General features: G+C 68.1%; 25 protein-coding genes and 1 pseudogene. 20 read left to right on the top strand and 6 right to left on the bottom strand.

Going from position 1 to position 20,484, the window contains the following annotated elements; translation table 11 throughout:
* Nucleotides 1-35 precede the first annotated feature (35 nt).
* Both MJ783_RS00125 and MJ783_RS00120 read right to left on the bottom strand, forming a co-directional pair.
* On the bottom strand, nucleotides 36-461 hold the full coding sequence (locus MJ783_RS00125; RefSeq protein WP_239307822.1) for a type II toxin-antitoxin system VapC family toxin: 426 nt from the start codon (nucleotides 459-461) through the stop codon (nucleotides 36-38).
* The gene (locus MJ783_RS00120) at nucleotides 461-757 is read right to left on the bottom strand and encodes a type II toxin-antitoxin system Phd/YefM family antitoxin (RefSeq protein ID WP_239307821.1); all 297 of its coding nucleotides are present in this window, start codon (nucleotides 755-757) and stop codon (nucleotides 461-463) included. The genes MJ783_RS00125 and MJ783_RS00120 overlap by 1 nt, the downstream gene beginning before the upstream one ends.
* Nucleotides 758-1,011: 254 nt before the next feature.
* On the opposite strand from MJ783_RS00120, the gene MJ783_RS23335 reads away from it, so the two are divergent.
* The gene (locus MJ783_RS23335) at nucleotides 1,012-1,143 is read left to right on the top strand and encodes a hypothetical protein (protein ID WP_255720181.1); all 132 of its coding nucleotides are present in this window, start codon (nucleotides 1,012-1,014) and stop codon (nucleotides 1,141-1,143) included.
* A gap of 116 nt (nucleotides 1,144-1,259) precedes the next feature.
* Here MJ783_RS23335 and MJ783_RS00115 read toward each other — a convergent pair whose 3' ends face one another.
* A complete protein-coding gene (locus MJ783_RS00115; RefSeq protein WP_239307820.1) occupies nucleotides 1,260-1,490 on the bottom strand; it encodes a hypothetical protein in 231 nt (76 codons plus the stop codon).
* Nucleotides 1,487-1,900, bottom strand: coding sequence for an SDR family NAD(P)-dependent oxidoreductase (locus MJ783_RS00110; RefSeq protein ID WP_239307819.1), 414 nt, complete (start codon nucleotides 1,898-1,900; stop codon nucleotides 1,487-1,489). The genes MJ783_RS00115 and MJ783_RS00110 overlap by 4 nt, the downstream gene beginning before the upstream one ends.
* Before the next feature lie 202 nt (nucleotides 1,901-2,102).
* On the opposite strand from MJ783_RS00110, the gene MJ783_RS00105 reads away from it, so the two are divergent.
* The 4 genes from MJ783_RS00105 (at nucleotide 2,103) to MJ783_RS00090 (ending at nucleotide 4,412) form a co-directional block, all read left to right on the top strand.
* Nucleotides 2,103-2,297 carry a type II toxin-antitoxin system HicB family antitoxin gene (locus MJ783_RS00105; protein WP_239307818.1) on the top strand — a complete coding sequence of 65 codons (195 nt, stop codon included), beginning with the start codon at nucleotides 2,103-2,105 and terminating at the stop codon, nucleotides 2,295-2,297.
* A gap of 217 nt (nucleotides 2,298-2,514) precedes the next feature.
* Entirely contained in the window at nucleotides 2,515-3,273 is a 759-nt protein-coding gene (locus tag MJ783_RS00100) for a haloacid dehalogenase type II (RefSeq protein WP_239307817.1), read from the top strand.
* 207 nt (nucleotides 3,274-3,480) lie between these two features.
* A complete protein-coding gene (locus MJ783_RS00095) occupies nucleotides 3,481-4,011 on the top strand; it encodes a transposase family protein (RefSeq protein ID WP_239307816.1) in 531 nt (176 codons plus the stop codon).
* 53 nt (nucleotides 4,012-4,064) lie between these two features.
* Nucleotides 4,065-4,412 carry a hypothetical protein gene (locus MJ783_RS00090; protein WP_239307815.1) on the top strand — a complete coding sequence of 116 codons (348 nt, stop codon included), beginning with the start codon at nucleotides 4,065-4,067 and terminating at the stop codon, nucleotides 4,410-4,412.
* Nucleotides 4,413-4,577: 165 nt separating this feature from the next.
* On the opposite strand, the gene MJ783_RS00085 is transcribed toward MJ783_RS00090, so the two are convergent.
* Nucleotides 4,578-5,105, bottom strand: a complete 528-nt coding sequence (locus MJ783_RS00085; RefSeq protein WP_239307814.1) for a transposase — start codon at nucleotides 5,103-5,105, stop codon at nucleotides 4,578-4,580.
* 92 nt (nucleotides 5,106-5,197) lie between these two features.
* Between MJ783_RS00085 and MJ783_RS00080 the strand changes: the two genes are divergently transcribed.
* On the top strand, nucleotides 5,198-5,401 hold the full coding sequence (locus tag MJ783_RS00080; protein ID WP_239307813.1) for a hypothetical protein: 204 nt from the start codon (nucleotides 5,198-5,200) through the stop codon (nucleotides 5,399-5,401).
* Between the two features lie 146 nt (nucleotides 5,402-5,547).
* Here MJ783_RS00080 and MJ783_RS00075 read toward each other — a convergent pair whose 3' ends face one another.
* Nucleotides 5,548-6,969 carry an IS1380 family transposase gene (locus MJ783_RS00075; RefSeq protein WP_239307812.1) on the bottom strand — a complete coding sequence of 474 codons (1,422 nt, stop codon included), beginning with the start codon at nucleotides 6,967-6,969 and terminating at the stop codon, nucleotides 5,548-5,550.
* 1,071 nt (nucleotides 6,970-8,040) lie between these two features.
* Between MJ783_RS00075 and MJ783_RS00070 the strand changes: the two genes are divergently transcribed.
* The 14 genes and pseudogenes from MJ783_RS00070 to MJ783_RS23410 all read left to right on the top strand — a co-directional run.
* The gene (locus MJ783_RS00070; protein WP_239307811.1) at nucleotides 8,041-8,376 is read left to right on the top strand and encodes a hypothetical protein; all 336 of its coding nucleotides are present in this window, start codon (nucleotides 8,041-8,043) and stop codon (nucleotides 8,374-8,376) included.
* A gap of 5 nt (nucleotides 8,377-8,381) precedes the next feature.
* The gene (locus tag MJ783_RS00065; protein ID WP_239307810.1) at nucleotides 8,382-9,269 is read left to right on the top strand and encodes a GNAT family N-acetyltransferase; all 888 of its coding nucleotides are present in this window, start codon (nucleotides 8,382-8,384) and stop codon (nucleotides 9,267-9,269) included.
* A 2-nt stretch (nucleotides 9,270-9,271) separates the two neighbouring features.
* Entirely contained in the window at nucleotides 9,272-9,970 is a 699-nt protein-coding gene (locus MJ783_RS00060; protein ID WP_239307809.1) for an SDR family NAD(P)-dependent oxidoreductase, read from the top strand.
* A 71-nt stretch (nucleotides 9,971-10,041) separates the two neighbouring features.
* Complete coding sequence (locus MJ783_RS00055; protein ID WP_239307808.1) at nucleotides 10,042-11,454, top strand: fatty acid--CoA ligase family protein; 1,413 nt, start codon at nucleotides 10,042-10,044, stop codon at nucleotides 11,452-11,454.
* A complete protein-coding gene (locus tag MJ783_RS00050) occupies nucleotides 11,454-12,092 on the top strand; it encodes a hypothetical protein (RefSeq protein WP_239307807.1) in 639 nt (212 codons plus the stop codon). Before MJ783_RS00055 ends, MJ783_RS00050 begins: the two co-directional genes overlap by 1 nt.
* Nucleotides 12,093-12,102: 10 nt before the next feature.
* Nucleotides 12,103-13,818, top strand: a complete 1,716-nt coding sequence (gene cmlS, locus MJ783_RS00045) for a chloramphenicol-biosynthetic FADH2-dependent halogenase CmlS (protein ID WP_239307806.1) — start codon at nucleotides 12,103-12,105, stop codon at nucleotides 13,816-13,818.
* 3 nt (nucleotides 13,819-13,821) lie between these two features.
* A complete protein-coding gene (locus MJ783_RS00040; protein WP_239307805.1) occupies nucleotides 13,822-14,382 on the top strand; it encodes an alpha/beta hydrolase in 561 nt (186 codons plus the stop codon).
* A 26-nt stretch (nucleotides 14,383-14,408) separates the two neighbouring features.
* Nucleotides 14,409-15,782 (top strand): GNAT family N-acetyltransferase, encoded by a 1,374-nt coding sequence (locus MJ783_RS00035; RefSeq protein WP_239307804.1) that lies wholly within the window; start codon nucleotides 14,409-14,411, stop codon nucleotides 15,780-15,782.
* A 58-nt stretch (nucleotides 15,783-15,840) separates the two neighbouring features.
* Nucleotides 15,841-17,313, top strand: a complete 1,473-nt coding sequence (locus MJ783_RS00030) for a DHA2 family efflux MFS transporter permease subunit (RefSeq protein ID WP_239307803.1) — start codon at nucleotides 15,841-15,843, stop codon at nucleotides 17,311-17,313.
* The gene (locus MJ783_RS00025) at nucleotides 17,303-18,577 is read left to right on the top strand and encodes a cation:proton antiporter (protein ID WP_239307802.1); all 1,275 of its coding nucleotides are present in this window, start codon (nucleotides 17,303-17,305) and stop codon (nucleotides 18,575-18,577) included. Before MJ783_RS00030 ends, MJ783_RS00025 begins: the two co-directional genes overlap by 11 nt.
* Nucleotides 18,578-18,655: 78 nt before the next feature.
* On the top strand, nucleotides 18,656-19,414 hold the full coding sequence (locus tag MJ783_RS00020; protein WP_239307801.1) for a ceramidase domain-containing protein: 759 nt from the start codon (nucleotides 18,656-18,658) through the stop codon (nucleotides 19,412-19,414).
* Between the two features lie 49 nt (nucleotides 19,415-19,463).
* Nucleotides 19,464-19,601, top strand: coding sequence for a hypothetical protein (locus MJ783_RS00015; RefSeq protein ID WP_239307800.1), 138 nt, complete (start codon nucleotides 19,464-19,466; stop codon nucleotides 19,599-19,601).
* A gap of 163 nt (nucleotides 19,602-19,764) precedes the next feature.
* Nucleotides 19,765-20,352, top strand: coding sequence for an NYN domain-containing protein (locus tag MJ783_RS00010; RefSeq protein WP_239307799.1), 588 nt, complete (start codon nucleotides 19,765-19,767; stop codon nucleotides 20,350-20,352).
* Between the two features lie 46 nt (nucleotides 20,353-20,398).
* Nucleotides 20,399-20,484: pseudogene (locus tag MJ783_RS23410) on the top strand (Fe-S cluster assembly protein HesB); the annotation flags it as partial.

Raw genomic sequence — 20,484 nt, 5'->3', positions numbered from 1 at the left:
CCAGCCGGTATCGGAAAGAACGAGCGCGCTGCCCGTCAACGCTCGAAAGATCCGGTGCCTGGCGACGCGGCCGTCAGGCCAGCTGCGTCGACGGCTTCGATGAGGAGTTTGTCGTAGCTGAGCACGAAGTCCACCGACTCCTTGAGGTCGAGCGCTGTCGCCACATGAATCGCGTCGAGCGTCCGCAACCGGGCCGGCGGCACGCGGGCGGCGTCGGCTAGTAGCGGTGGAGTGATCTGTACGAGATCCACATCGGTCGAAAGGAAGGACTCCGCCGGCCCGAGCATGACCGGGCTTACCAGTCTGAGCAGCCGTGTCAGTTCGACGGCGAGCAGCGCCGATGAGATGAGCCGCAGGGGCGCCTCCTGCTCGGCGAGCCACTGACGAAGGTCGCTCGACTCCTTCTCCGCGATGAATATCTTGGCCAGGGCGGATGTATCGAGATAGATCCGGGTTGGCATCAGCCCTCGCCGCGCAGGTCGGCGAGCCATTCGTCGGTGGAGCGGCCGGAGGTGTTGGCCGCCGGCTCCGGGAGTAGCGCGAGGTCGAACGGACGGCTGGCCGGGCGGATCAGGCCGGCGGCGACCAGTTGCTCGTAGCGGTCGTCCTCCGCTGGAACGATCCTCGCCACGGTCCTGCCCCGGTCGGTCACCTCGACCGTCTCGCCCGCGCGCACCAGTGCGAGGACGCGGGCGGTTCGCTGGGAAAGCTCTCGTAGCCCCACCCGGAGCCGCCCGTCGTCCACCGATGCTGTCATGCGCTGTACGTTATCACATGTACAGCGTTCCTGCTGGCCGCTGTCGGTCACAGGGTGAGCTTGCGGCCGTTCGCGTCTATCAGGGGCGCCCCAAGCGCTGATCATCAACCGCTGGTGCGCGCCTCTCAAGATCTAGATCGATCTGGCAGACCCGCGGTCGGGTTGCGGGTGTGCCACGCCGAGCGGTGCGAAAACGGCGGTGGCCGGAACGGGGTGAACGGGACCTGGCTGGTCGAGCCAGCTACGGTGAAGGCGTGGTACTGCGCTTGAGCCAGATCGCCGAGGCCGACGAGCCGCTGACCAACGATCCGTTGGCGCTGCTGATCGGGATGGTGCTGGACCAGCGGGTTTCGGAACGAGTGGGACGGGACAGCTGGGCCTCCTGAACGATCTGGCTACCGTGAACCGCTGACCCTGATCAGGCAGGGTTAGGTATGTCGATGTCGGCGGCGTGGGCTGGTTCTCCCGAGGGGAAAGGTGACGCCGGTCAGCCGGATTCCTGTCAGAGCAGGAGTTGGGCCGGCTCGTCGTGGGACGGCGGGGAGGATTCGACGCGGGCCGGATGGCCGGTGAACTGGGCCCGCCCAGGCGGACCGTAGTAGTCACCGCCCCGGGCATCTGGATCTACCGCGGCACGCAGGATCGCGAGGGCGCCCATCCGCTGGCTTTGTAGCAACCAGCTGGTGAGTATCCGCAGGCGGGGGCTCATCATGGCCCGGACCACCGTGTTCATGTCGCGGCCAAACTCCGTGCGTGCGTTGTGGGGATGCGCGGCGACGGCGATGGTGTCGGCTCCGCCGGCGGCGAGCCGTCGCCGCCGGCGTTGTTGACCAGGAGGTCGATGCGGGGATGTTCGGCCCGCAGCCGCTCGGCGGCCCGGCGAACAGACGCGAGAGAAGCCAGGTCGAGCGGCAGTGTGCTGATCTCGGCGCTTGGCGTGGCGACTGCCTTTGATACGGCCGGCCGCAGCTGCCGCCTTCTCCTCGTTTCGGCAGGCCAGCACGACGTTGGCGCCGCGCCGCGCAAGCATCCGGGCCGTCTCGAAACGAGGCCGGTATTGGCGCCCGTGACCACGGCTGTCCGGCCGTGCTGGTCGGACACGTCGGCGTCAGTCCATGGGGTTGCTGCCTTGGTATCAGCCATAGTCGATCGCCCTTCGGCTCAGGTGGCTGTATCGGAGTCCGATAGAATCGGGATGAGCGTCCCGCCGTGTCCAGGAGGCAGGAGCGGTCCGCGAGGATGTCGCCTATGCCGACGTCAAGGCGCTGACGTCGGTCGCTCTGATGAGGTCGGGGGCGCCGAGGTATGCGCGCGATACGCGCCTGACAGGGTTAGCATGATCTCCATGGAGCGAGCTGTCCGGCTGACCGCGATCGTCACCCACGAAGGGGACAGGTCCGTGGCGCGGGCCCTTGAGGTCAAGGTGGCGAGTCAGGGCCCGAGCGTGGAGGAGTCGCGGGCGAACCTGCGCGAGGCGCTGGAGCTGTACTTCGAGGATGAGCCGGTTCTGACGCTCTCTGTTGACGGGCCGATCGTCTGACGCGCCTGGCTCCGGGCCCACGGCTGCATGCACGATCGATCAGGCGACGACGCCCCCGTTTGACGAGCCGGAGCCTGCATCAATAAGCTCCGGGCTTATTTACTCCCCGCCGTCGTCCGGGACTGGCAGTGGCTTTTTTCTAGATCGGCTACGTCATGGGTGGGGGCGACGGGCTGCCGGCACGGCGGGGTTGGTCTGACGCGGCGTTCTCGCGCCGGTGTGTGGCTGGCCGGGGCTACGGGATCTCCCGCGCGTCCGCCATCCCGTGGTCCGCTCGGTCGGCCACAGCGAGATCAGTGAGGTCACCATGCTGTTCGTCTTCGACGTCAACGAAACGCTGCTGGACCTGGCCGCGCTCGACGCGGCCTTCACCGAGCTCACTGGTTCCCCGCATGCCCGCCGCGAGTGGTTCGACCTTGCCATCCACACCGTTCTGACGGTTACCGCGGCCGGCGGCTACCGGGACTTCTTCCAGATCGCGAGCGACAGCGCGGCGGCCGTCGTCGACGCCCACGGCCGCGCGGCCGGAGCGGACGAGTTGCACGCTGTCCTCGCCGGGATGCGAACCATGCCTGCCCATCCTGACGTGCTGGCCGGGCTGGCCCGGCTGGCCAGCGGGGGCGTCCGCCTGGTCGCACTGACCAATTCGCCCTTGACGTCGGCTCGGGCGCAACTGGCCAACGCCGGCCTTGGCGCGGCCTTCGAAACGGTTTTCTCCGCGGAGCAGGCTGGCATCCTCAAGCCGGCCCGGGCCGCGTACAGGATGGTGACCGACATCCTCGGGGTCACCCCGGCGGACGCGACCATGGTGGCGGCCCACGGATGGGACGTGGCCGGGGCGCGGGCGGCCGGGCTGAACACGGCGTTCGTGGCCCGTCCCGGCCGCCGGCCACTGCCGGGCGAGCCCCGGCCGACCTGGATAGCATCTGACCTGGGCGTGCTGGCTGACCAGGTGCTCACCAGCCCCGGCGCCTGACGTCCGTCTCACCTGGCCGCGGGCTTGTCGCGTCGGGCGGCTTCCTGTCAGGGCCCCGGCAATTGCTGGTGAGCTGACTGTCGGCGCTGTGCGGGGTTTCCAGTGGGGTTTCGTAGCGCGCCCCTGACACGTGGCCCGGGGCTTCATGGGTGCGGGCACGGCCCGTGGAGGTCATGGAGGTTCCTACACCAGGATGATCGCCCCGAAGTGCCCTGGCCGCCGCACGAGTATTTGCCTGTCCCTGTTCTCGATCGGCTGGCTGCCGCTGTTACCGGCGGCCACCAGCCGCGGTCGCCGGCGGGTCTGCTGGCGGTCTTCCGCCAGGTACAGGACCCGCGTGGGCGCCGCGGTAGGCGGCACAGCCTGGCTGTCGTGCTGACACTGGTGACCTGCGCGGTGCTGGCTGGCGCGCGGTCGTTCACCGCGATCGACGCGTGGTCCGCCGACGCCGGTCAGACGGTCAGTGACCTGCCCGGCATCGTCCGGATACCTGACGAGTCGACGTTTCGCCGGGTGTTCGCCGCGCTGGACGCCGACGCGCTGGACTCCGCGCTGGGAGCGTGGGCCGTCGCCGCGACCACCCCGGCGGCCGGGACGCCGCGGCGACTCGCGGTCGACGGAAAGACCCTGCGTGGTTCCGCACGGGCGAGCGTCCGGGTCGCCACCTGCTCGCCGCGCTCGACCACACCAGTGGCGTGCGACCAGGTCATATATGCCCAGCTCGCCGCCCTGCCCTGACACCGGGTGAAGACCGCCGCGCGCAGCGTCAAGCGCGGCCACGGCCGCCTTGAGTGGCGCACCGTGAAGACCACCGAGGTCCGCGCGGGCTGCTGTTCCCGCACGCCGTGCAGGCGGTGCCGGTCACCCGCCGCCGTCAGCCGCTCGCCAGCGGGCCCGCCACGACAGAGGTCATCTACCTCGCCACCAGCCTGCCGACCCACCAGGCCAGCCCCACGCTGCTGGCCACCTACGCCCGCGAGGACTGGCTGGTGCAGAACCGGCTGCACTGGGTCCGCGATGTCGCCTTCGGGAAGGACCTCAGCCAGGTCGGACCGGCAACGCGCCCCAGGTCATGGCCAGTTGCGAGCTTGCCCTGGAACCGGCCACGGCGGCCGGCTGGCCGAGCCTGGCGCCTTTGAGTGCGGGCCGCCCGCGTCTGCCGGTGCGTGGCGGCGCCGGGTCGTACAGCGCGGCGTTGGCCGGCAACCGGGTCGTCCACGTGGTCCCGGCCACCAGCAGCGGCTTGCCGTGATAGGCGGCGTCGCCAACCCCGTGCAGCAGGCGGCCCGGGAACTCGGCCGCGATCAGCCCCAGCAACTGTCCGGCCAGCTCGACCGGGCTGGCGGTGCCTTTCCCGCCCACAGCCGGAACAACACCGGCAGGCACACCGGGGCAGCGCAAAACGGAAGCCGGACCACGATCCCGGCCACCACCCACCGATTCCCCCGGGCGATCTTCCGGCCGCCTTGGGCCGCGCCGTCATGGGTCCAGAACGCGTGATGTACCTTGCGGCCCCACCGTTTGAACAGCGTGTCGTCGACCACCACCGTGACCGGCGCGTCATCGTCGAGCAGCCGCCGCACGACAAGCCGCGCGGCGATCAGCCCCAACTGGTCGACGTCCCACACCGCCTGGGAGAAGAACCGGCACGCGGCATGAAACGAGATCACGCCGGCCATCCGCGCCCCGGACAGCATCCCCACCACGCTGCGCCGTCCGGTCTGCGCCACCATCCCGGTGGCCAGCACGGTGAACAGCGTGAACGTGCCCCGGCGGCGAAACCCCGGACGGAACATCTCCAGCAACACGGCCCAGGACGCCGGCAAGGTCACCGCCGGACCCTATGAAACCGGTCGTCTCCTCGACGTATGCGACACGCCGCACCCGTACGTGACACGCCCCGCGGGGGCCCATCATCAACGGCGTGCCCGACACACCCAGCCCGCCCACCCGTACCGCCGTCACCGAGCGGATCATCGCCCACGTCACCCGTGGCTGGCCGCAGCTCGGCGAACCAGTCGTGCGCTACCGCGGACAGTTCTGCTACGTGAGCGCGGTCCTGCCCGGCCATCGCGACCCCACACCGATCCTGCGCCTGCGCTACCAGCCTCGATCGTTCAGATCTTGACCGCTGATCGTTGATCTGGCTGGTGCTGCCTGGTTGATGATGGAAATCGTGTTATGGGCGGGGCGGGAGCCCGGGTGTCGCACCGGGTCGGCGCCGGCTCCACGGGCCGGGGGTGGTGCTGGGGTCGGGACGGGGTCGTGGCGTGGTCAAGCGCGGGTGGGCAGGGCCTGGATCCGGTCGACCATGGCGGCGATCTGATGGGCCCAGGGCCAGGTCTCGGGGATGCGGATCTCGCGGCGCCGCCCGGAGCGGATGATCCTCGCGGCGACGTGCAGGACCCGGTAGCGCAGCGTCTTCGGCTCGGCCTTCGCGAGTTCGCCGTCGAGGGTGAGCAGACGTAGCCAGGCGAGTAGGTCGCAGGCCATCGCGACCGCGACACACCATCCAAGGTTGATCGTCTTCTTCTTCGACGGGAGCCGGCGTAGGCCGGTGTCCTTGCCGCGGCGGATGAACGCCTCGACCCGGGCCTGGAGGCGGTGGACGGCCTCGAGGAACGGGACCTGGTGGCCGGTGGGCAGGTTGGTGGCGGTGACCTGGAACCGGAAGCCGGCGTGCTGCTCGAACAGGGACAGCTGCGCGCCGGGCGCGGGCCGCTCGCGCCGCGCGATCAGCCGCAGGGTCTTCGGCCAGTTGCGGTACCGGTCGCCGTCCGGGCCCTCGCGCAGCAGGCCGGTCAGCTCGGCGACCTGCCCGTTGCGTCGCGGTTCGCCGTCGGTGCGCACGGCGGCGGCCCAGACGGTCTCCGGGACCTCGCCGACGACCGAGCGGACCCGGTCGTCGACATCGAAACCGACGGCGTAGTAGACGGTTCTTTCGGGATGGCCGGGGTCGTTGCCGAGCCGGTCGAGGAAACGGACGAGGGCGTGGCTGGACCCGGCGCCGTCGACGGTGATCAGCAGCTTGCCGCGGTGGGTCTCGGGGAGTTGGGCGATCGCATCCTTGATCACTTCGATGTGGTCGTCGGCGGTGTTCGACCCGGCGTTGCCGGGCCGGAGCTTCAGGACCAGGCATTCACCGGTGTTGTCGCACCAGGCGGTCAGCAGGTCGTGGCCGTAGGTCTTCTTGAACGTGCCGGCGGCGCCTTCCTTGTCACTGTGCGCGATCACGATGGTGGCGTCGACACGGAGCACGACAACGTCGCCGAGGTCGGTGCCGGCGACCGTGGACGGCGGGATCGCGCCGTGCCGGGCGGCGATCTGCTCCCAGACGTGGGCGCGGACCTCGGCGCGGGCGGCGGTGATCTCGCCAAGCCGGCCGGAGGTCTCCGCGAGCACCCGCCAGCCGGTCGCCACCGAGGCGACCGGGCCGAACAACTCGCCCTGGTCGGCCAGGGCATCGACGTCACCGAGCCGGGTCCCCCCGTCGGCGATCGTGACGGCCAGGTCGGTCAACACCCGGCCCCGGTCGTGGCCCGGGTAGGCCGTGGTGCCGGCGAGCGCGGCCGAGATCGCCGCGGGCATCCCGACCTTGTCCAGGAGCATCCGCGCGCCGGCGGTGCCAGCACGGCTGGTGATCCCTTTGCCGCCGACGGTGGCGTACATGCCGGCCGACCACTGCGTAGACTTCACCTGCGAGGTGCTCCTGATCTACCGGACAACTGGGCCTCAGATACCCGATTGTCCCAGGTCAGGGGCACCTTTTCGCATCCGGGTCTAGATCAACCGGGAATTGGCTGAATACTCGAGGCCAGGGATCCGCCGACCACTGGGCCATCGCGATCTACCTGGCCAGCGACGACCGGTACACCGAGTCCGAACTACCTGCCTCCTTCGGACCCAGGACCGGCACCCCAGAACAGGGCATCGATCACACCTTCATCCTCTACGCGGGTCCCAGCTCTCAGCACTGACAGCACTCAGCCCCACCCGACCACACGACCACGACCGCGAAACTGCGAAACACGAGTTGCTTGCTAACCGACAACTTTGCCGGCGCCCTGGGTCTCCCGTCCGTCGCACCCTTTCGGCGCTATTGATCAACAAAATAAAGAATCTTGGTCCTCATGGTTAACGTGCTGGTCAGGACACTGGAATCGTTTCCTCTCGGTAACGAGGCAGCGGATAGCGGGAAGATGATGACTCCCGTTGGATGGGCGTGGTAAAAAGAGACGGCGAGGGGAGAGGCTGTCTTGCTCTCAGATCATCCTGGTGGGTAGGACGGGCCCCGGGCTCGCCCTGGGTCGTCATGTGCGGTTGGAGGTACATATGGCACGTTGTCGCCGCTGCGCGGCATCCGCATCACACCAAGGCGTGAGGAGTCTTCCGTGCCGGCTGTCTGACTGAGCCCTTCCGGCTTCCGGGAAGGCTGGGGCGTCGGCATCGCCCCCTCCATCTTCCGGTCGTACGCGCTCCGCTCAGGAGAATGACCGTCGGATTTTCACGAGCTCTCTGGCTCGCGCCAACTTCGGCTGCGCGGGTTCGGTGAACTCTTCACGTTTCAGCCCTTTTCCGCGCGCGGTACGCGTGTGCGAAAAAGCGCGGACTGCTGACCGCTCTATCGCCAACCGTTCTCGATCCCGCCTGCCCTCGATTCATCCAGCCGAGGCATCGATGCCCCGGGCGTGAGAACCCCTGCGTCATCCGAACGTAACCAGTCTGCCCACGTCCGTGCGTCGGATACGGAGAGGGAAGAGTTCTCCTATGAACGAAAATCTCCTTGAGCTGATCGAGGGCGTCATCGCCCAGCTCAACGAAACCAGGGACGAGAAGATACCCACCGAGAACCTGTCCTCAATGTCCCTGTACGGGGACCAGGGGGTCTTCGACTCCATGCACCTCGTGAACTTCCTGGCGCTCATCGAGGAGGCCCTCGAGGACACCTTCGACGTCGAGATCTCGCTCACTTCGGAGAAGGCCGTCTCGATGCGCGTCAGCCCGTTCAGCCGGATCGACCGGTTGATCGCCTTCATCGTCGGGGAGATCGAACTCGCGAGGACCGCCGAGGTGGACGCCGTGCTCGCCCAGCAGAGCGGCTGACTCGGATGCCGGTCACTGTCCGCCGGGCGACCGAGGACGACCTGCGAAAGGTCTACCTGCTGCTCAGTACGTCGACGCTGAACTCGGCGCCGCTGTCGTTCGAGATGCGCGCCCGCATGTTCCGCCCGGTCTGGGGCGGCACGGAGGGCTACTACGGCTACGTCATGGAGGACGGCGACGAGGTGGTCGGCTTCCTCGGCCTGCTGTTCACTCAGCGCGAGATCCGGGGGGCGTCGCACAGGTTCTGTGAGATCCACAGCTGGTACGTGCGGGAGCAGTACCGCAACGAGAGCCTGCGGCTGTTCCTGCCCGCGCTGTCGGTGCGGAAGGCGACGCTGGTCAACTACACGCCGACCGAGACTGTGTACGAGATCAGCAAGAAGTTCGGCTTTGAGGATCTTGAGTCGCGTCTGCTGCTGCTGTATCCGGTACCAACCCCGGCCGCCGCGCGCCGCGCCGTCCGCGTCGAGACCCGAAGACACGTCATCGCCCAGTACCTGGACGAGGCCGATCGGCGTATCTTCCTCGACCACGAGAACGTCGCCTGCCAGCACTACCTGGTGCGCGGCAAGAACGACACCGAGTACCTCTACGTCATCGCCAAGAAGATGTGGCTGAAGCCGTACCGCCCGTTCGGGCGGATCATGTACGCCAGCAACAAGGCGAAGCTGCTGGCTCACCTCGACTACCTGCGGCTCTTCTGGTGCGCGCGGCTCGCCGTTCCGCTGATGGTGATCGACGAGGACGAGTTGGACGGGGCGCCTCGCCCGGCGTTCAGCCGGCAGAAGCCCCGAGAAGTCCCGTCCCTCTACAAGTCGAAGGATCTCAAGGCCGAGGACATCCGCCCGCCGCTGTACACCCTGCCGCTGCTCATCGGATACCGGCTGCACTGACGGTGATAATCCTGATCACGGGGACCAGCTCTGGTATTGGGCATTCGCTGGCCACGCATTTTCTCGCCCGCGGGCACCAGGTCGCCGGCTGCAGCCGCAAACCGACGACGATCGACCATCCCGACTACCGGCACTTCATGGCGGACATCAGCGACGTACGTGAGGTGCGATCGCTGTGCCGCGCCGTCCGCCTGGAGTACGGGTATCTCGACGCCCTGATCAACAATGCCGGCACGGCGACGATGAACCATTTCATGATGACGCCGGACGCGGTGACGAGGAACATATTCGATGTCAACTTCTTCGGGGTGCTGAACTGCTGCCGAGAGGCGGCGAAGCTGCTGCGGAAGAGCCCTGAGCCGGCGCCGGCGATACTGAACGTGTCCACGGTCGCGGTGCCCTGGGCACTTGCCGGCCAGCTCGTGTACTCCGCCAGCAAGGCGGCGGTCGACCAGCTGACCAGGGTCATGAGCAAGGAGCTGGCCGAGTTCAACATTCGGGTGAACGGTATCGGGCTGCCGCCGGTCCGGACTGTGCTCACCCGCACCGTCGCGTCGGAAAAGATTGACGAACTCGTCGGCCGGCAGGCCATCAAACGCATGTGCACCATCGACGACGTCGTCGGTCCGGTCGAGTTCCTCGTCTCGCCTGCGGCCGGTTTCGTCACCGGTGAGACCTTGTTCCTGGGCGGTGTCAACTGAACCTTTTCCATTGCCACCGATGAGCAGCCCAGTCTGGACCAGAAGACGCACAGATGGAAAAGGTTCACTGAATGCGCAACGAACTGCTCGATCGCTTCGACGAGTGGGGTTCGCGACCCGCAGTTATCGAAGGCGACGCGGTGTACAGCTACCGCGATCTCGCCGGTCGGATACGGGAGGCCGAGGAGACCCTGCGGGCCAGCCAGGTCCGCCCGCATGACCCGGTCGTCCTCAACGGCGACTTCTCGTTCCTGTCGATCGCCACCTTGCTCGCGCTCTATCGCAACCGCAACGTTGTCATCCCGGTCGTCAACCTCACCGAGGCGTCCCTGGCGGCGATCACCGAGGCCTGTCGACCCAACCACGTCGCCACCGTCGGCGAATGCCTCACGATCGCCCCGGCGGCGCTCCCGACGGGGGCGACCGAGGAGCCGGGGGCGACCACGACGGCGACTCCGAGCATGCCGGCGGCGACCGCTGCTGGCTACGGCCAACTCGCCGGAGCCGACGCCGCTGGCCTCGTCCTGCTCAGCAGCGGCAGCACCGGCGTGCCCAAGGCGATCCTGCACAACCTCGACGCGATCGTCGCCGCGAAGGTCGGCCGGATGACGCGGGTGAGTCCCCGGCCGGCGAACATGCTGATGTTCCTGCTCTTCGACCACATCGGCGGCATCAACTCGCTGCTCGGTGTGCTGCGGGCCGCGGGGACGGCGGTCGTGCCGGCGCTGCGTACCCCGGAGGAGATCTGCCGGCTGGTCGAGAAGCACCGGATCCGACTGCTGCCGACCAGCCCCACCTTCCTCAACCTGGTTCTCATCGGCGACTTCCACGAGAAGTACGACCTGAGCAGCCTCCGCCTGATCACCTACGGCACCGAACCGATGCCGGAGGATCTGCTCAGGCGGGTGAACGAGGCGTTCGGGCGAGCCCGCCTCCTGCAGACGTTCGGGACGAGCGAGACCGGCATCGCCACGACCACGAGCGACTCCTCCCGCAGTACCTACTTCCGTATCGACGACCCGAATGTCCAGTACCGGGTGGTCGACGGCGAGCTCCAGATCAAGAGCGTCACCCAGTTCCTCGGCTACCTGAACTACCCGACCGACTCGCTCACGGAGGACGGCTGGTTCCGGACGCGGGACCTTGTCGCGCAGAGCGACGACGGCTCGATCCGGATCGAAGGCCGGGCACAGCAGGTCATCAACGTCGGCGGGGAGAAGCTCCTCCCGCACGAACTCGAGTCAATCCTCATCACCAGCCCGCTCGTCGACGACTGCGTCGTCTACGCCCGGGCGAACGCGATCACGGGCCAGTCGGTCTGCGTCGACATCCGGCCCAGCGCCCCGACGACGCGGGCAGAACTGCGCCGGCACGTGGTCGCGTTTCTCACCGGCCGGGTCGAAGCCTTCAAGATTCCCTCCCGGATAAACCTGGTCGACTCGATCGCGGTCTCCGAGCGCTTCAAGAAGAAAAGGTCCCTTTAGTGACAGATCTCGTCCTGGTCGGCGCTGGCAAGTTCTCTCTGGAGGTCGCCCGTTGGATCGCGGACATCACCGCGGCGGGACAGGCGGACTATGCCGTCACCCACCATCTGGCCGTCGACGGCGAGCCCGTCCACGCGCCTGAGTCGCGCTGCATTCCGCTGGACAAGTTCGACCCGACCCCGGGAACCCGTGTCGTCGTGGCGATGTCCGATGTGGCCCGGCGGGTCGCGGCCGTCGGAGGGTTCGTCGAGAAGTACGGGCTGACGGCCGAGAACATCGTCCATCCGAGCAGTCGCGTCGACCCGGACGCGCTGGTCGGCGGCGGTAACATAATCGGGCCGAACTGTTACGTCGGAGTAAATGTTCGGGTCGGCGCCTTCAACGTTCTGAACTATTACTGCACGGTGGGCCACCATTCGCGGATAGGTTCGAACAACTTCCTCTCGCCGAACTTCAACTGCGGAAACACTGCGACTGTCGGTGACCGGAACCTTTTCGGTCTGAGCTGCACGGTCGGCCCGGAGGTCGTTATCGGCGACGATTGCGTGTTCCAGGCCGGAATAGACATTTTCGAGAACGCGGTCAGCGGCTGTTCATACCTGGTACCGAGTCGAGTCAAGGCAATCAAGCGGATCTGAGGAGCGACGGGTGAAGAAGACGAAGACGGCCGTTATCGGTGCCGGGCCCGCAGGCTGCGTCGCCGCCCTTACCCTGAACGCGCTCGGGCACGACGTCGAGGTCTTCGAGCGGTCCAATCTCCCCCGATACCGGATCGGTGAGTCGTTCCTGCCCGGCACGCTGTCGATCCTGAGCCGGCTCGGCCTCGACGAGAAGATCGAAGCCGCAGGGTTTGTCAAGAAGCCGTCGGCGACGTTCCTGTGGGGTCAGAACCAGGCGCCGTGGACCTTCTCGTTCTCGACGCCGAAGACGGCGCCCTGGGTGTTCGACCACGCCATCCAGGTCAAGCGCGAGGTGTTCGATAAGATGTTGGTGGACGAGGTCGTCGCCCGCGGTGTCCCGGTCTGGCAGACCACTCCGGTGACCGCTGTTGACCTCTCCGCGCCGGACCGGGTGACGCTCACCGTCCGTCAGGACGACGCACTGCGGACATTGGAAGCCGACTTCGTCATCGACGCCGGCGGCTCCGGCAGCCCACTGGCTCGCCAGCTTAAGGTCCGTCGGTACGACGAGTTCTACAAGAACTTCGCGATCTGGTCCTACTTCCGACGCCCCGACCCGTTCCAGGGCGATCTGCATGGCACGACCTACTCGATCACCTTCGACGACGGCTGGGTGTGGATGATCCCCCTCAAGGGCGACATCTACAGCGTCGGACTCGTGATCGACCGGTCGCGGGCGGCCGAGGTCAGCAAGGTCGGGCCGGACGCGTTCTACCGCGAGAACATCCTGCGCTGTGGCCGGGCGATGGAGATCCTGGGCGATGCGGAGATCGTGGACGAGGTCCGCATCGTGCACGACTGGTCCTACGACTCCGAGTACTTCTCCGCGGACCGGTTCTTCCTGTGTGGCGACTCGGCCTGCTTCACTGACCCGCTGTTCTCCCAGGGCGTTCACCTGGCGACCCAGTCCGCGGTGTCGGCGGCAGCAGCGATCGACCGGATTTCCGGGCACGGTGATGAGCTGGCCGCTGTGCACAGCTGGTACAATCAGAGCTACCGGGAAACCTACGAGCAGTACCACGAGTTCCTCGCCTCGTTCTACACATTCGCCTCGTACACGGAGCCGGAATCGGAATTCTGGCTGCGGCGCCGAATCAGCGAGTCGGCCGACGAGCGACTGAGCCGCAAGCGCTGGTTCGAGAGGCTGGCGGAGGCCGACCAGACGGGCGAGGCGCCGCCGGTCGCGGAGTTCCGGGACCGCGCGTCGACGATGATCTCGATCGGTCGCCACAAGCGCATGGAACTGAGCAGTGAGTTCTCCGACGCCGAGCTCAACCCTGCTCGGGTCCGATGGATCAGCGATCTCACGAAGAAGCTGAACCGCATCACCCGGCTGGAGTGGCAGGGCGACCAGGTTCTGCTCGAGCCCTATTACAAGGTCGAGCCGCTGAGCTTCCGGCTCGAGCCCAGGCAGGTGCTGGTGAACGAACACGGTGTCCGGCTGCTGAAATACCCGATGGAGGAGGATCACCGGCGGATCTTCGAGGACCTGTCGAAGGAGCAGACCGATTACCGGACCCTCATTCGGCAGCTTGGCGAAGCCGGGATGCGAGAGCTGAGCTCGCAGATCGTGATCCGGCTCATGGAGGCCGGACTTCTCGTCGGATATGACAAGAATGATAATCGTGTCCTTATTCAGGACCGACTGCGTTTCGATGGCGTCGGCGTTGAATACGAGGTCTGAAAAATGGATCTTGCGGTGACCTGTATCTATGTAGCCGGGATCGGGAACTCCGGGCCGGAGCACTGGCAGTTCATGTGGTACAAGCGGGGCGAGAAGGGTGTCTGGGTCGAGCACGAGTCCTGGGACGCCCCGGTGTGTGACCACTGGGTGGTCGACCTGGACGCTGTCCTCACCGCCACCCCCGGCCCCAAGGTGATCGTCGCGCACAGCCTCGGCTGCCCTGTCGTGGCGGCCTGGGCCGCGACACACCAGGACCCGTCGGTGATCGGTGCGTTCCTGGTCGCGGTGCCGGACGTGCACGGGCCGAGCTTCCCGACGGAGGCGGTGGGCTTCGAGTCGCTGGCCTACCAGCCGCTGTCCTTCCCGGCGGTCGTCGTCGCCAGCGACGACGACCCGTACGGCTCGGCGGAGCACGCCGCGACGGTCGCTGATGCGACCGGCGCCGCGTTGGTGAACGTCGGCGCGAAAGGCCACATCAACGCCACCTCGGGCCTGGACGACTGGCCCGAGGGCTGGGACATCTTCCGCGGCGCCCCGTGGTGGGACGTGGCGGGCGGCGACTGACGCACCGGCCGGGAGCGAAGGCGGATATGGAACTTGTCACGGGGCCGGCGTCGACGACCCCCTTCCGGCGCTGGGACAGCGACCTGCACCGCCCCCGCGCGCTGGTCTGGACGGGCCGTCGGCGGGTCGAAGCCGAGCTCCTGGGCCGTGGCGCCGACGGCGCGGTCCGGCTCGGTCTTGACCCGTCGCTGGTTCGAGAGATCGCCGACGGCGGCCGGCTGGCCCTGGTGGTGCGTGGTGCCTGGAAGGGGGTCAGAAGGGGCGACATTGTTCCGGTGTTCACGGCGGAGTACACGGTCGACCGGCAGCAGGGGATCATCGAGGCCCGCTTCGCCGAGGCACGGGCCCACGACCGGCGCTACCCGCTGCCCGAGCCGATCCCGGCCAGCCTGTCCAGCGCTTCCCTGTTCCGCCGCTCGCCCCGGGCCCAGCTGGTCGCGCTCTCGCCGTACCACGTGGAGCTGGTGCTGGCCGAGCCCGCCTCAGCGTTGACCCCCGGCATGATCGTGGGAATCGAGTGCTGGCTGCCGTGGACGGGCGCGCTGCTGCTGCGGGCCCAGCTCACGAGCTGGGTCCAGGGGCTGGGCTCCGATCGCTTCGTCGTCCGCCTGATCGACCGGGCGTCGGTGCGCACTGCGGCGACCATGCTGGCCGGCCTGGCTGACGGCTTCGGCTTCGACGGCGTGCGTGCCGTCGGAATCAGGCCCGGTCGGCTGACCCGGCTGCTGACCGTCCGGACGGTGGCCGACCAGCTGACGTTCCGCCAGGCGCTCGAGGTGCGCCTGGCCGGGAACCGCGTCTTCGGCCGGCTGACAGAGGTGCTCGACGGCATCGAGGTGACCGACGAGCTCGACGCCCACTCGGTCAACTTCGTCTGCTACCTGGGGGAGAAACCGATCGGCGCCGGCCGCGTCGTCGTCAACAACGGCGACCGCTCCCTGAGCGAGGTCCAGACGAAGACGTCCGGGCTGCCGGAGTATCTGTGGGAGCGCGGCTTTCTGGAGGTGTCACGGCTCGCCATCTCGCCGGAGTTCCGCGGCGGCGGGGTCATCGTTATGCTGTTTCGGGAAATCGGGCGAATCGCGCTCAGCCTCGAGTGTCGGTACCTGGTTCTCGACGCCATCGAGAAGCTGGTGCCGCTGTACGAGCGGATCGGGGCGCGCAAGCTGTCGATCACCAAGACGCACCCCTACAGCAAGGAGGTGGTGCATGTCATGGTGATCGACATCGGCCAGGCCCTGAACCGGTTCGACCGGTGGTGGCCGTATTGGCAGTACCTGTTCGGCCCGGTGCTGCGGCACCAGTCCGAGGTCTCCTCGTCCCGGGCGGTGGACCAGTTCGTCCACGGGGTCGGCCGCGTTCCCTACTGGGTGAAGCGGGCCGTGAGCCATGTCACCTGAGGTCGAACCCGTCGCCGGGCAGGCCGGCGATCAGACTGGCGCGGGCCGGAGCCCGTGGGTGGCGCTGTCGGTCCTGGTCATCGGCTATTTCATGGTCGTCCTGGACATGACTATCGTCGCCGTCGCCAGCCCGAAGATCGTCGATGGGCTGCACGCGGACATCCCGGCGGTGGTCTGGGCGACCAGTGCCTACCTGCTGGTCTTCGCCGTGGCGCTGCTGCCGGCCGGACGCCTCGGAGATCGCTTCGGCCCCCGGGACGTCTATCTGGCGGGGCTGGCCCTGTTCACCGTGGCCTCGCTGGCCTGCGGGCTGTCGTCGACGATCGGGACGCTGATCGCCGCCCGCGCGGCCCAGGGCCTGGGCGCCGCGCTGGTGACCCCGCAGACGATGGCGGTTATCGCGCGGACCTTTCCACCGGGTCGGCGGGCGGCCGCGATGAGCCTGTGGGGCGGGGTGGCGGGCCTGGCCAACCTGGTCGGGCCGCTGGCCGGCGGGGTCCTCGTCGACCAGCTCGGCTGGGAATGGATCTTCTTCGTCAACGTGCCGCTGGGCGTGGTCGGCCTGGTGGCGGCCAGCCGGTTCGTGCCGGCGCTGCCGGGCGGCGGGCGCGGGTTCGACGTCGTCGGAGTGCTGCTCAGCGCGGCCGGGCTGGCTCTGCTGGTGTTCGGCCTCCAGGAGGGCGACTCCTGGCACTGGAGCTACGGCGTATGGCTCATGATCGTGACCGGCCTCGTGGTGCTCGCCGCCTTCGTGGTCCAGCAGGCCCGCGGCGCGCCGGAGCCGTTGCTGCCCTTAAGCCTGTTTCGCGACCGCAACTTCGGCCTGGCCACCGCCGCTGTGGCCGCGGCCGGCGCCGCAGTCCCGGCCGTAATGGTGCCGCTGTACTTCTACCTGGAGGCGGTGCGGAACCTGTCCGGGTCTCGGTCTGGCCTCGTGGTCGCGCCAATGGCGATCTTCGCGATGCTCTTCGTGCCATTCGTCGCGAAGTTCGGCGACAGGACGCATCCGCGATCGATCCCAGGGGCCGGCTTCGCGCTGTTCGCTGTCACGCTCCTCGTCTTCGCCGCTCTGATGACGCCGGGCTCACCCGTCGTGGTGTTCCTGACCGGCGCGGCGGTGACCGGGATCGCCAACGCGTGCCTGTGGCCGACCCTCGCCGCGACGGCGACCCGTGACCTGCCCGTGGCCGCGGCCGGCGCCGCCGCAGGCGCGTACAACGCGGTCCGCCAGTTCGGCTCCGTCCTGGGTAGCGCTGCCGTCAGCGCGGTGATCGCGAGCAGAATGGCGGCGCACGGCCTGGACGCCGATGCCGTTGTCGACGGTGGCTCGGTCACCGGGATCATGACGCCCGCCGTCCGCCACGCGTTCGGATCGGCGCTGGGGGAGTCCATGTACCTGCCGGCCGCCATCCTCGCCCTTGGCCTGGTGGCCGCGGCGCTGTTCGTCCGCGCGCCCGAGCCCGAGCCCGCGTCCCGACCGGTGCCGGTGCCCACGTCCGTGACCGCGGGAGAGCGTCTCGATGACAGGTAACGCCACGGTCGGCCTGTTCCTCACGGTGGCCATCCTGCTGGCGACTGCCAAACTGATCGGCCTCGCGGCGGTCCGCCTCGGCCAGCCCGCCGTACTCGGGGAGATCGTGGCTGGTATAGCGGCCGGGCCACTGCTGCCCGACTCCATGTGGCACCGGCTGCTGGCGCCGGATGTCCTGCCGTTGGTCAATGCGCTTGCGATGATCGGGCTGGCCCTGTTCATGTTCGTGGTCGGCTACGAACTGGAGGGGGCGCTCCTGCGCGGGCGCGCCCGAAGCGCCGTCACGGTGGCCGCCGGCTCGGTGCTGGTTCCGCTGGCCGGGGGCACGCTGGTCGCGCTGCCGCTGGTCGGGCGCTACGCCACTGGCAGCCATCTCGGGTTCGTCCTGTTTCTCGGGGTGGCGATGTCGGTGACCGCGTTCCCGGTGCTCGCACGGGTGCTCACGGAGCGGGGCCTTGAACGGGTCCCGCTCGGTGGACTGGCCCTGGCCGCGGCGGCCGTCGGGGATGTCGCCGCGTGGCTCGGGCTGGCCGCCGTGGCGGCGCTGTGCGGCCACGGCGGCCAGTGGCATGTCGGTTTCCTGCCCGTGTACGTCCTGATCCTGCTGACGGTCGTCCGGCCCCTGCTGCGCCGGCTGTTCGCGCGCGCCGCCGAGCGGGGTGTGCTCCAGCGGACGCTGCTGACTGTGCTGTCAGCGGGCCTGCCGCTGTCCTGCGCCGCCACCGAGTGGATGGGCGTGCACTACATCTTCGGCGCGTTCGCGTTCGGCGTGATCCTGCCGCGTACCGGTCCGGACGAGGTCCGGGCGTCGGTGATCGACGGTCTGGGGCAGTTCGGTGGGCAGCTCCTGCTGCCGCTCTACTTCGTGATCTCGGGATCCAAGGTCGATCTGTCCGGGATCGGCGTGCGCGGCGTCGCGGTGCTGGTGCTGCTCGTCGCCGTCGCCGTGGCGACCAAGATCGTCGGTGCCTATGTTGGGGGCGGGCTCGCCGGGCTAGGGCACACCATGTCCGTACCGCTGGCGATCCTAATGAACATACGGGGCCTGACCGAGATCGTCATGCTGTCGGCCGGCCTCGACCTAGGCCTCATCGACCGGCGCGTCTACTCGATGATGGTGCTGATGGCCATCGTGACCACGGCGATGGCCGGGCCGGCGCTCAACCTCGCGCGGGTCGGCACCACGCCGTCGCTGGCCGCGGGGCCGCGGCGGCTTGGGGGAGTACCCGGCGGCGGGCCGGTGTCCACCACCGTCTCGACCTGAATCCGATCGTCATTCAATGATCATTTCTGATCGATCGTGCCTGGCGCGACACGAAATCGGCAGATTGGGGCTGAGTCGATGAACTGGGGCGGGCACGTCTATGAGTACTGCGAACGGACGTCCCCTGCGTTCTGGGGCGAGCCGCTCGATGCGGTCAGCAACATCGCCTATGTCGCCGCGGGAGTCGCCCTGTGGCGGATGCTGCGCTCCGAGCGTGACGTCCCGATCAGCGTCGGCTTCATGCCTGGTCTGGCCGTGCTGATCGGCGCGGGCAGCTTCGCGTTCCACACGCTGGCCACCCGGTGGTCGAAAGTTCTAGACATTGTGCCGATCGGGCTGTTCGTGCTGTGCTATTTCGCGAGCTTCCTGTACTGGTTCTACGGGCTGTCCCGGCGAGGCTGCCTGCTCGGCGTCGCCGGTTTCATCGCCTTCACGGCCGTCTTCGGGCTGACCGTAGGCACCGTCATCCCGAACCGGTCCGGCATCTACGTGCCGGTTCTGATCCTCATCGTGATGATCGCCGGGATGCTCGCCTCCTCCAGGGACGCGTCCCGCGCCCGGCACTGGCCGGCGCTGGCCGTGGCCGGCGGCGTCTTCGCGCTGGGGCTGTTCGCCCGCACGATCGATCGGAAGGTCTGCGGTTTCGACCCAGAGGGCACCCACTTCATCTGGCACCTGCTCACCGCCCTGCTCGTGTTCCTGGTCAGCCGGATCGTCGTCCGGCGGTGGCGTGCGCTGAGAGGGAGCGGCGCGCCGTCGCTTGGGGCGACCGGCGCGGCTGTCGAGCGTCCGGATCGTCTCGACGACTCGGTCGCCGTCGCCGACCGGCCGTCCTGACGTCGTCCCACCAAAGGGCCACCGCTGCGCGGTCGGCTACGGTGAAGCCGTGGGACTGCACCTGAGCCAGATCGACGAGGCCGACGAGCTGCTGACGAACGACCCACTCGCGCTGTTGATCGGGATGGTGCTGGACCAGCCAGTCTCGGAAGGATGGAGTGGGAAGGGGCGTTTCGCGCCTGTTTGACTACGTAGCGTCGCGCGCCGTTTCTGTGGCCGCTGGAGCGAAGAGCAGGGCGAGCGACCACGTCGGCGTTTGACGAGTCCGGATCGGCCCCGGTAGCCTCGTAGTCACTTCCTCCCCGCCGTCCTCCGGGACTGGCGGGGCTTTTTTATAGATCGGCTACGCCATGACCCCACGAGTCGCCGTCTTCATCGACTACCAGAACGTTCATCTGTCGGCCCGCAGCACGTTCCTGCCTTCTGGCACTCCTGGCCGACATGGACATGTCGATCCCCTGCGCGTGGCGCGGCGGATCGTTGACAGGCGACGACTCGAGGGCGACCTTGCCGCTGTCCGCATCTACCGCGGGCGCCCAAGCCCTGATCACCAGCCGGCGGCAGCCAGGGCCAGTGACCGGCAGGCCGACCGCTGGACCCGTGATCCGGGAGTCGCGGTCGTCCGCCGCCAGCTCCGCTACCCCAAGGCATGGCCGGCCGAGCCCGCGCAGGAGAAGGGCATCGACGTCGCCCTGGCCGTGGACCTCGTGCGGCTTGCCTGCGAGGGCGCCTACGACGTCGGCGTCCTGTTCAGCCGCGACACGGACCTCGTGCCCGCACTGGAGACCGTTCGAGATCTCGGGCGTCATGTCGAGGTGGCGAGCTGGAAGGGCACGAGCCGACTCCGCTTTCCCGACTCGCAGCTTCCATGGTGCCACTACCTCGACGCCGACGATTATGAAGCCTGCCGGGATTACACCGACTACACGGCGATCTGACCGCCGCCCGCGGTGGCCGGCCGAGATGGTCGGCTACGGTGATGATGTGGGACTGCATCTGAGCCAGATCGACGAAGCCGACGAGCTGCTGACCAACGACCCGCTTGCCCTCCTTATTGGCATGGTCCTAGA

It is taken from the genome of Protofrankia sp. Cj3 (assembly GCF_917627355.1).
GTDB lineage: Bacteria > Actinomycetota > Actinomycetes > Frankiales > Frankiaceae > Protofrankia.
The sequence above is the reverse complement of the archived record's forward strand: the minus strand, read 5'-3'. Positions and strand labels throughout refer to the sequence as shown.

What these genes read in the sequence shown, in the direction of transcription:
- MJ783_RS00110 (WP_239307819.1), bottom strand. Translation starts at nt 1,900, where the DNA reads ATGGCTGATACCAAGGCAGCAACCCCATGGACTGACGCCGACGTGTCC.
- MJ783_RS00115 (WP_239307820.1), bottom strand. Translation starts at nt 1,490, where the DNA reads ATGAACACGGTGGTCCGGGCCATGATGAGCCCCCGCCTGCGGATACTC.
- MJ783_RS00055 (WP_239307808.1), top strand. Translation starts at nt 10,042, where the DNA reads ATGCGCAACGAACTGCTCGATCGCTTCGACGAGTGGGGTTCGCGACCC.
- MJ783_RS00120 (WP_239307821.1), bottom strand. Translation starts at nt 757, where the DNA reads ATGACAGCATCGGTGGACGACGGGCGGCTCCGGGTGGGGCTACGAGAG.
- MJ783_RS00020 (WP_239307801.1), top strand. Translation starts at nt 18,656, where the DNA reads ATGAACTGGGGCGGGCACGTCTATGAGTACTGCGAACGGACGTCCCCT.
- MJ783_RS00125 (WP_239307822.1), bottom strand. Translation starts at nt 461, where the DNA reads ATGCCAACCCGGATCTATCTCGATACATCCGCCCTGGCCAAGATATTC.
- MJ783_RS00065 (WP_239307810.1), top strand. Translation starts at nt 8,382, where the DNA reads ATGCCGGTCACTGTCCGCCGGGCGACCGAGGACGACCTGCGAAAGGTC.
- MJ783_RS00035 (WP_239307804.1), top strand. Translation starts at nt 14,409, where the DNA reads ATGGAACTTGTCACGGGGCCGGCGTCGACGACCCCCTTCCGGCGCTGG.
- MJ783_RS00010 (WP_239307799.1), top strand. Translation starts at nt 19,765, where the DNA reads ATGACCCCACGAGTCGCCGTCTTCATCGACTACCAGAACGTTCATCTG.
- MJ783_RS00070 (WP_239307811.1), top strand. Translation starts at nt 8,041, where the DNA reads ATGAACGAAAATCTCCTTGAGCTGATCGAGGGCGTCATCGCCCAGCTC.
- MJ783_RS00025 (WP_239307802.1), top strand. Translation starts at nt 17,303, where the DNA reads ATGACAGGTAACGCCACGGTCGGCCTGTTCCTCACGGTGGCCATCCTG.
- MJ783_RS00040 (WP_239307805.1), top strand. Translation starts at nt 13,822, where the DNA reads ATGGATCTTGCGGTGACCTGTATCTATGTAGCCGGGATCGGGAACTCC.
- MJ783_RS00105 (WP_239307818.1), top strand. Translation starts at nt 2,103, where the DNA reads ATGGAGCGAGCTGTCCGGCTGACCGCGATCGTCACCCACGAAGGGGAC.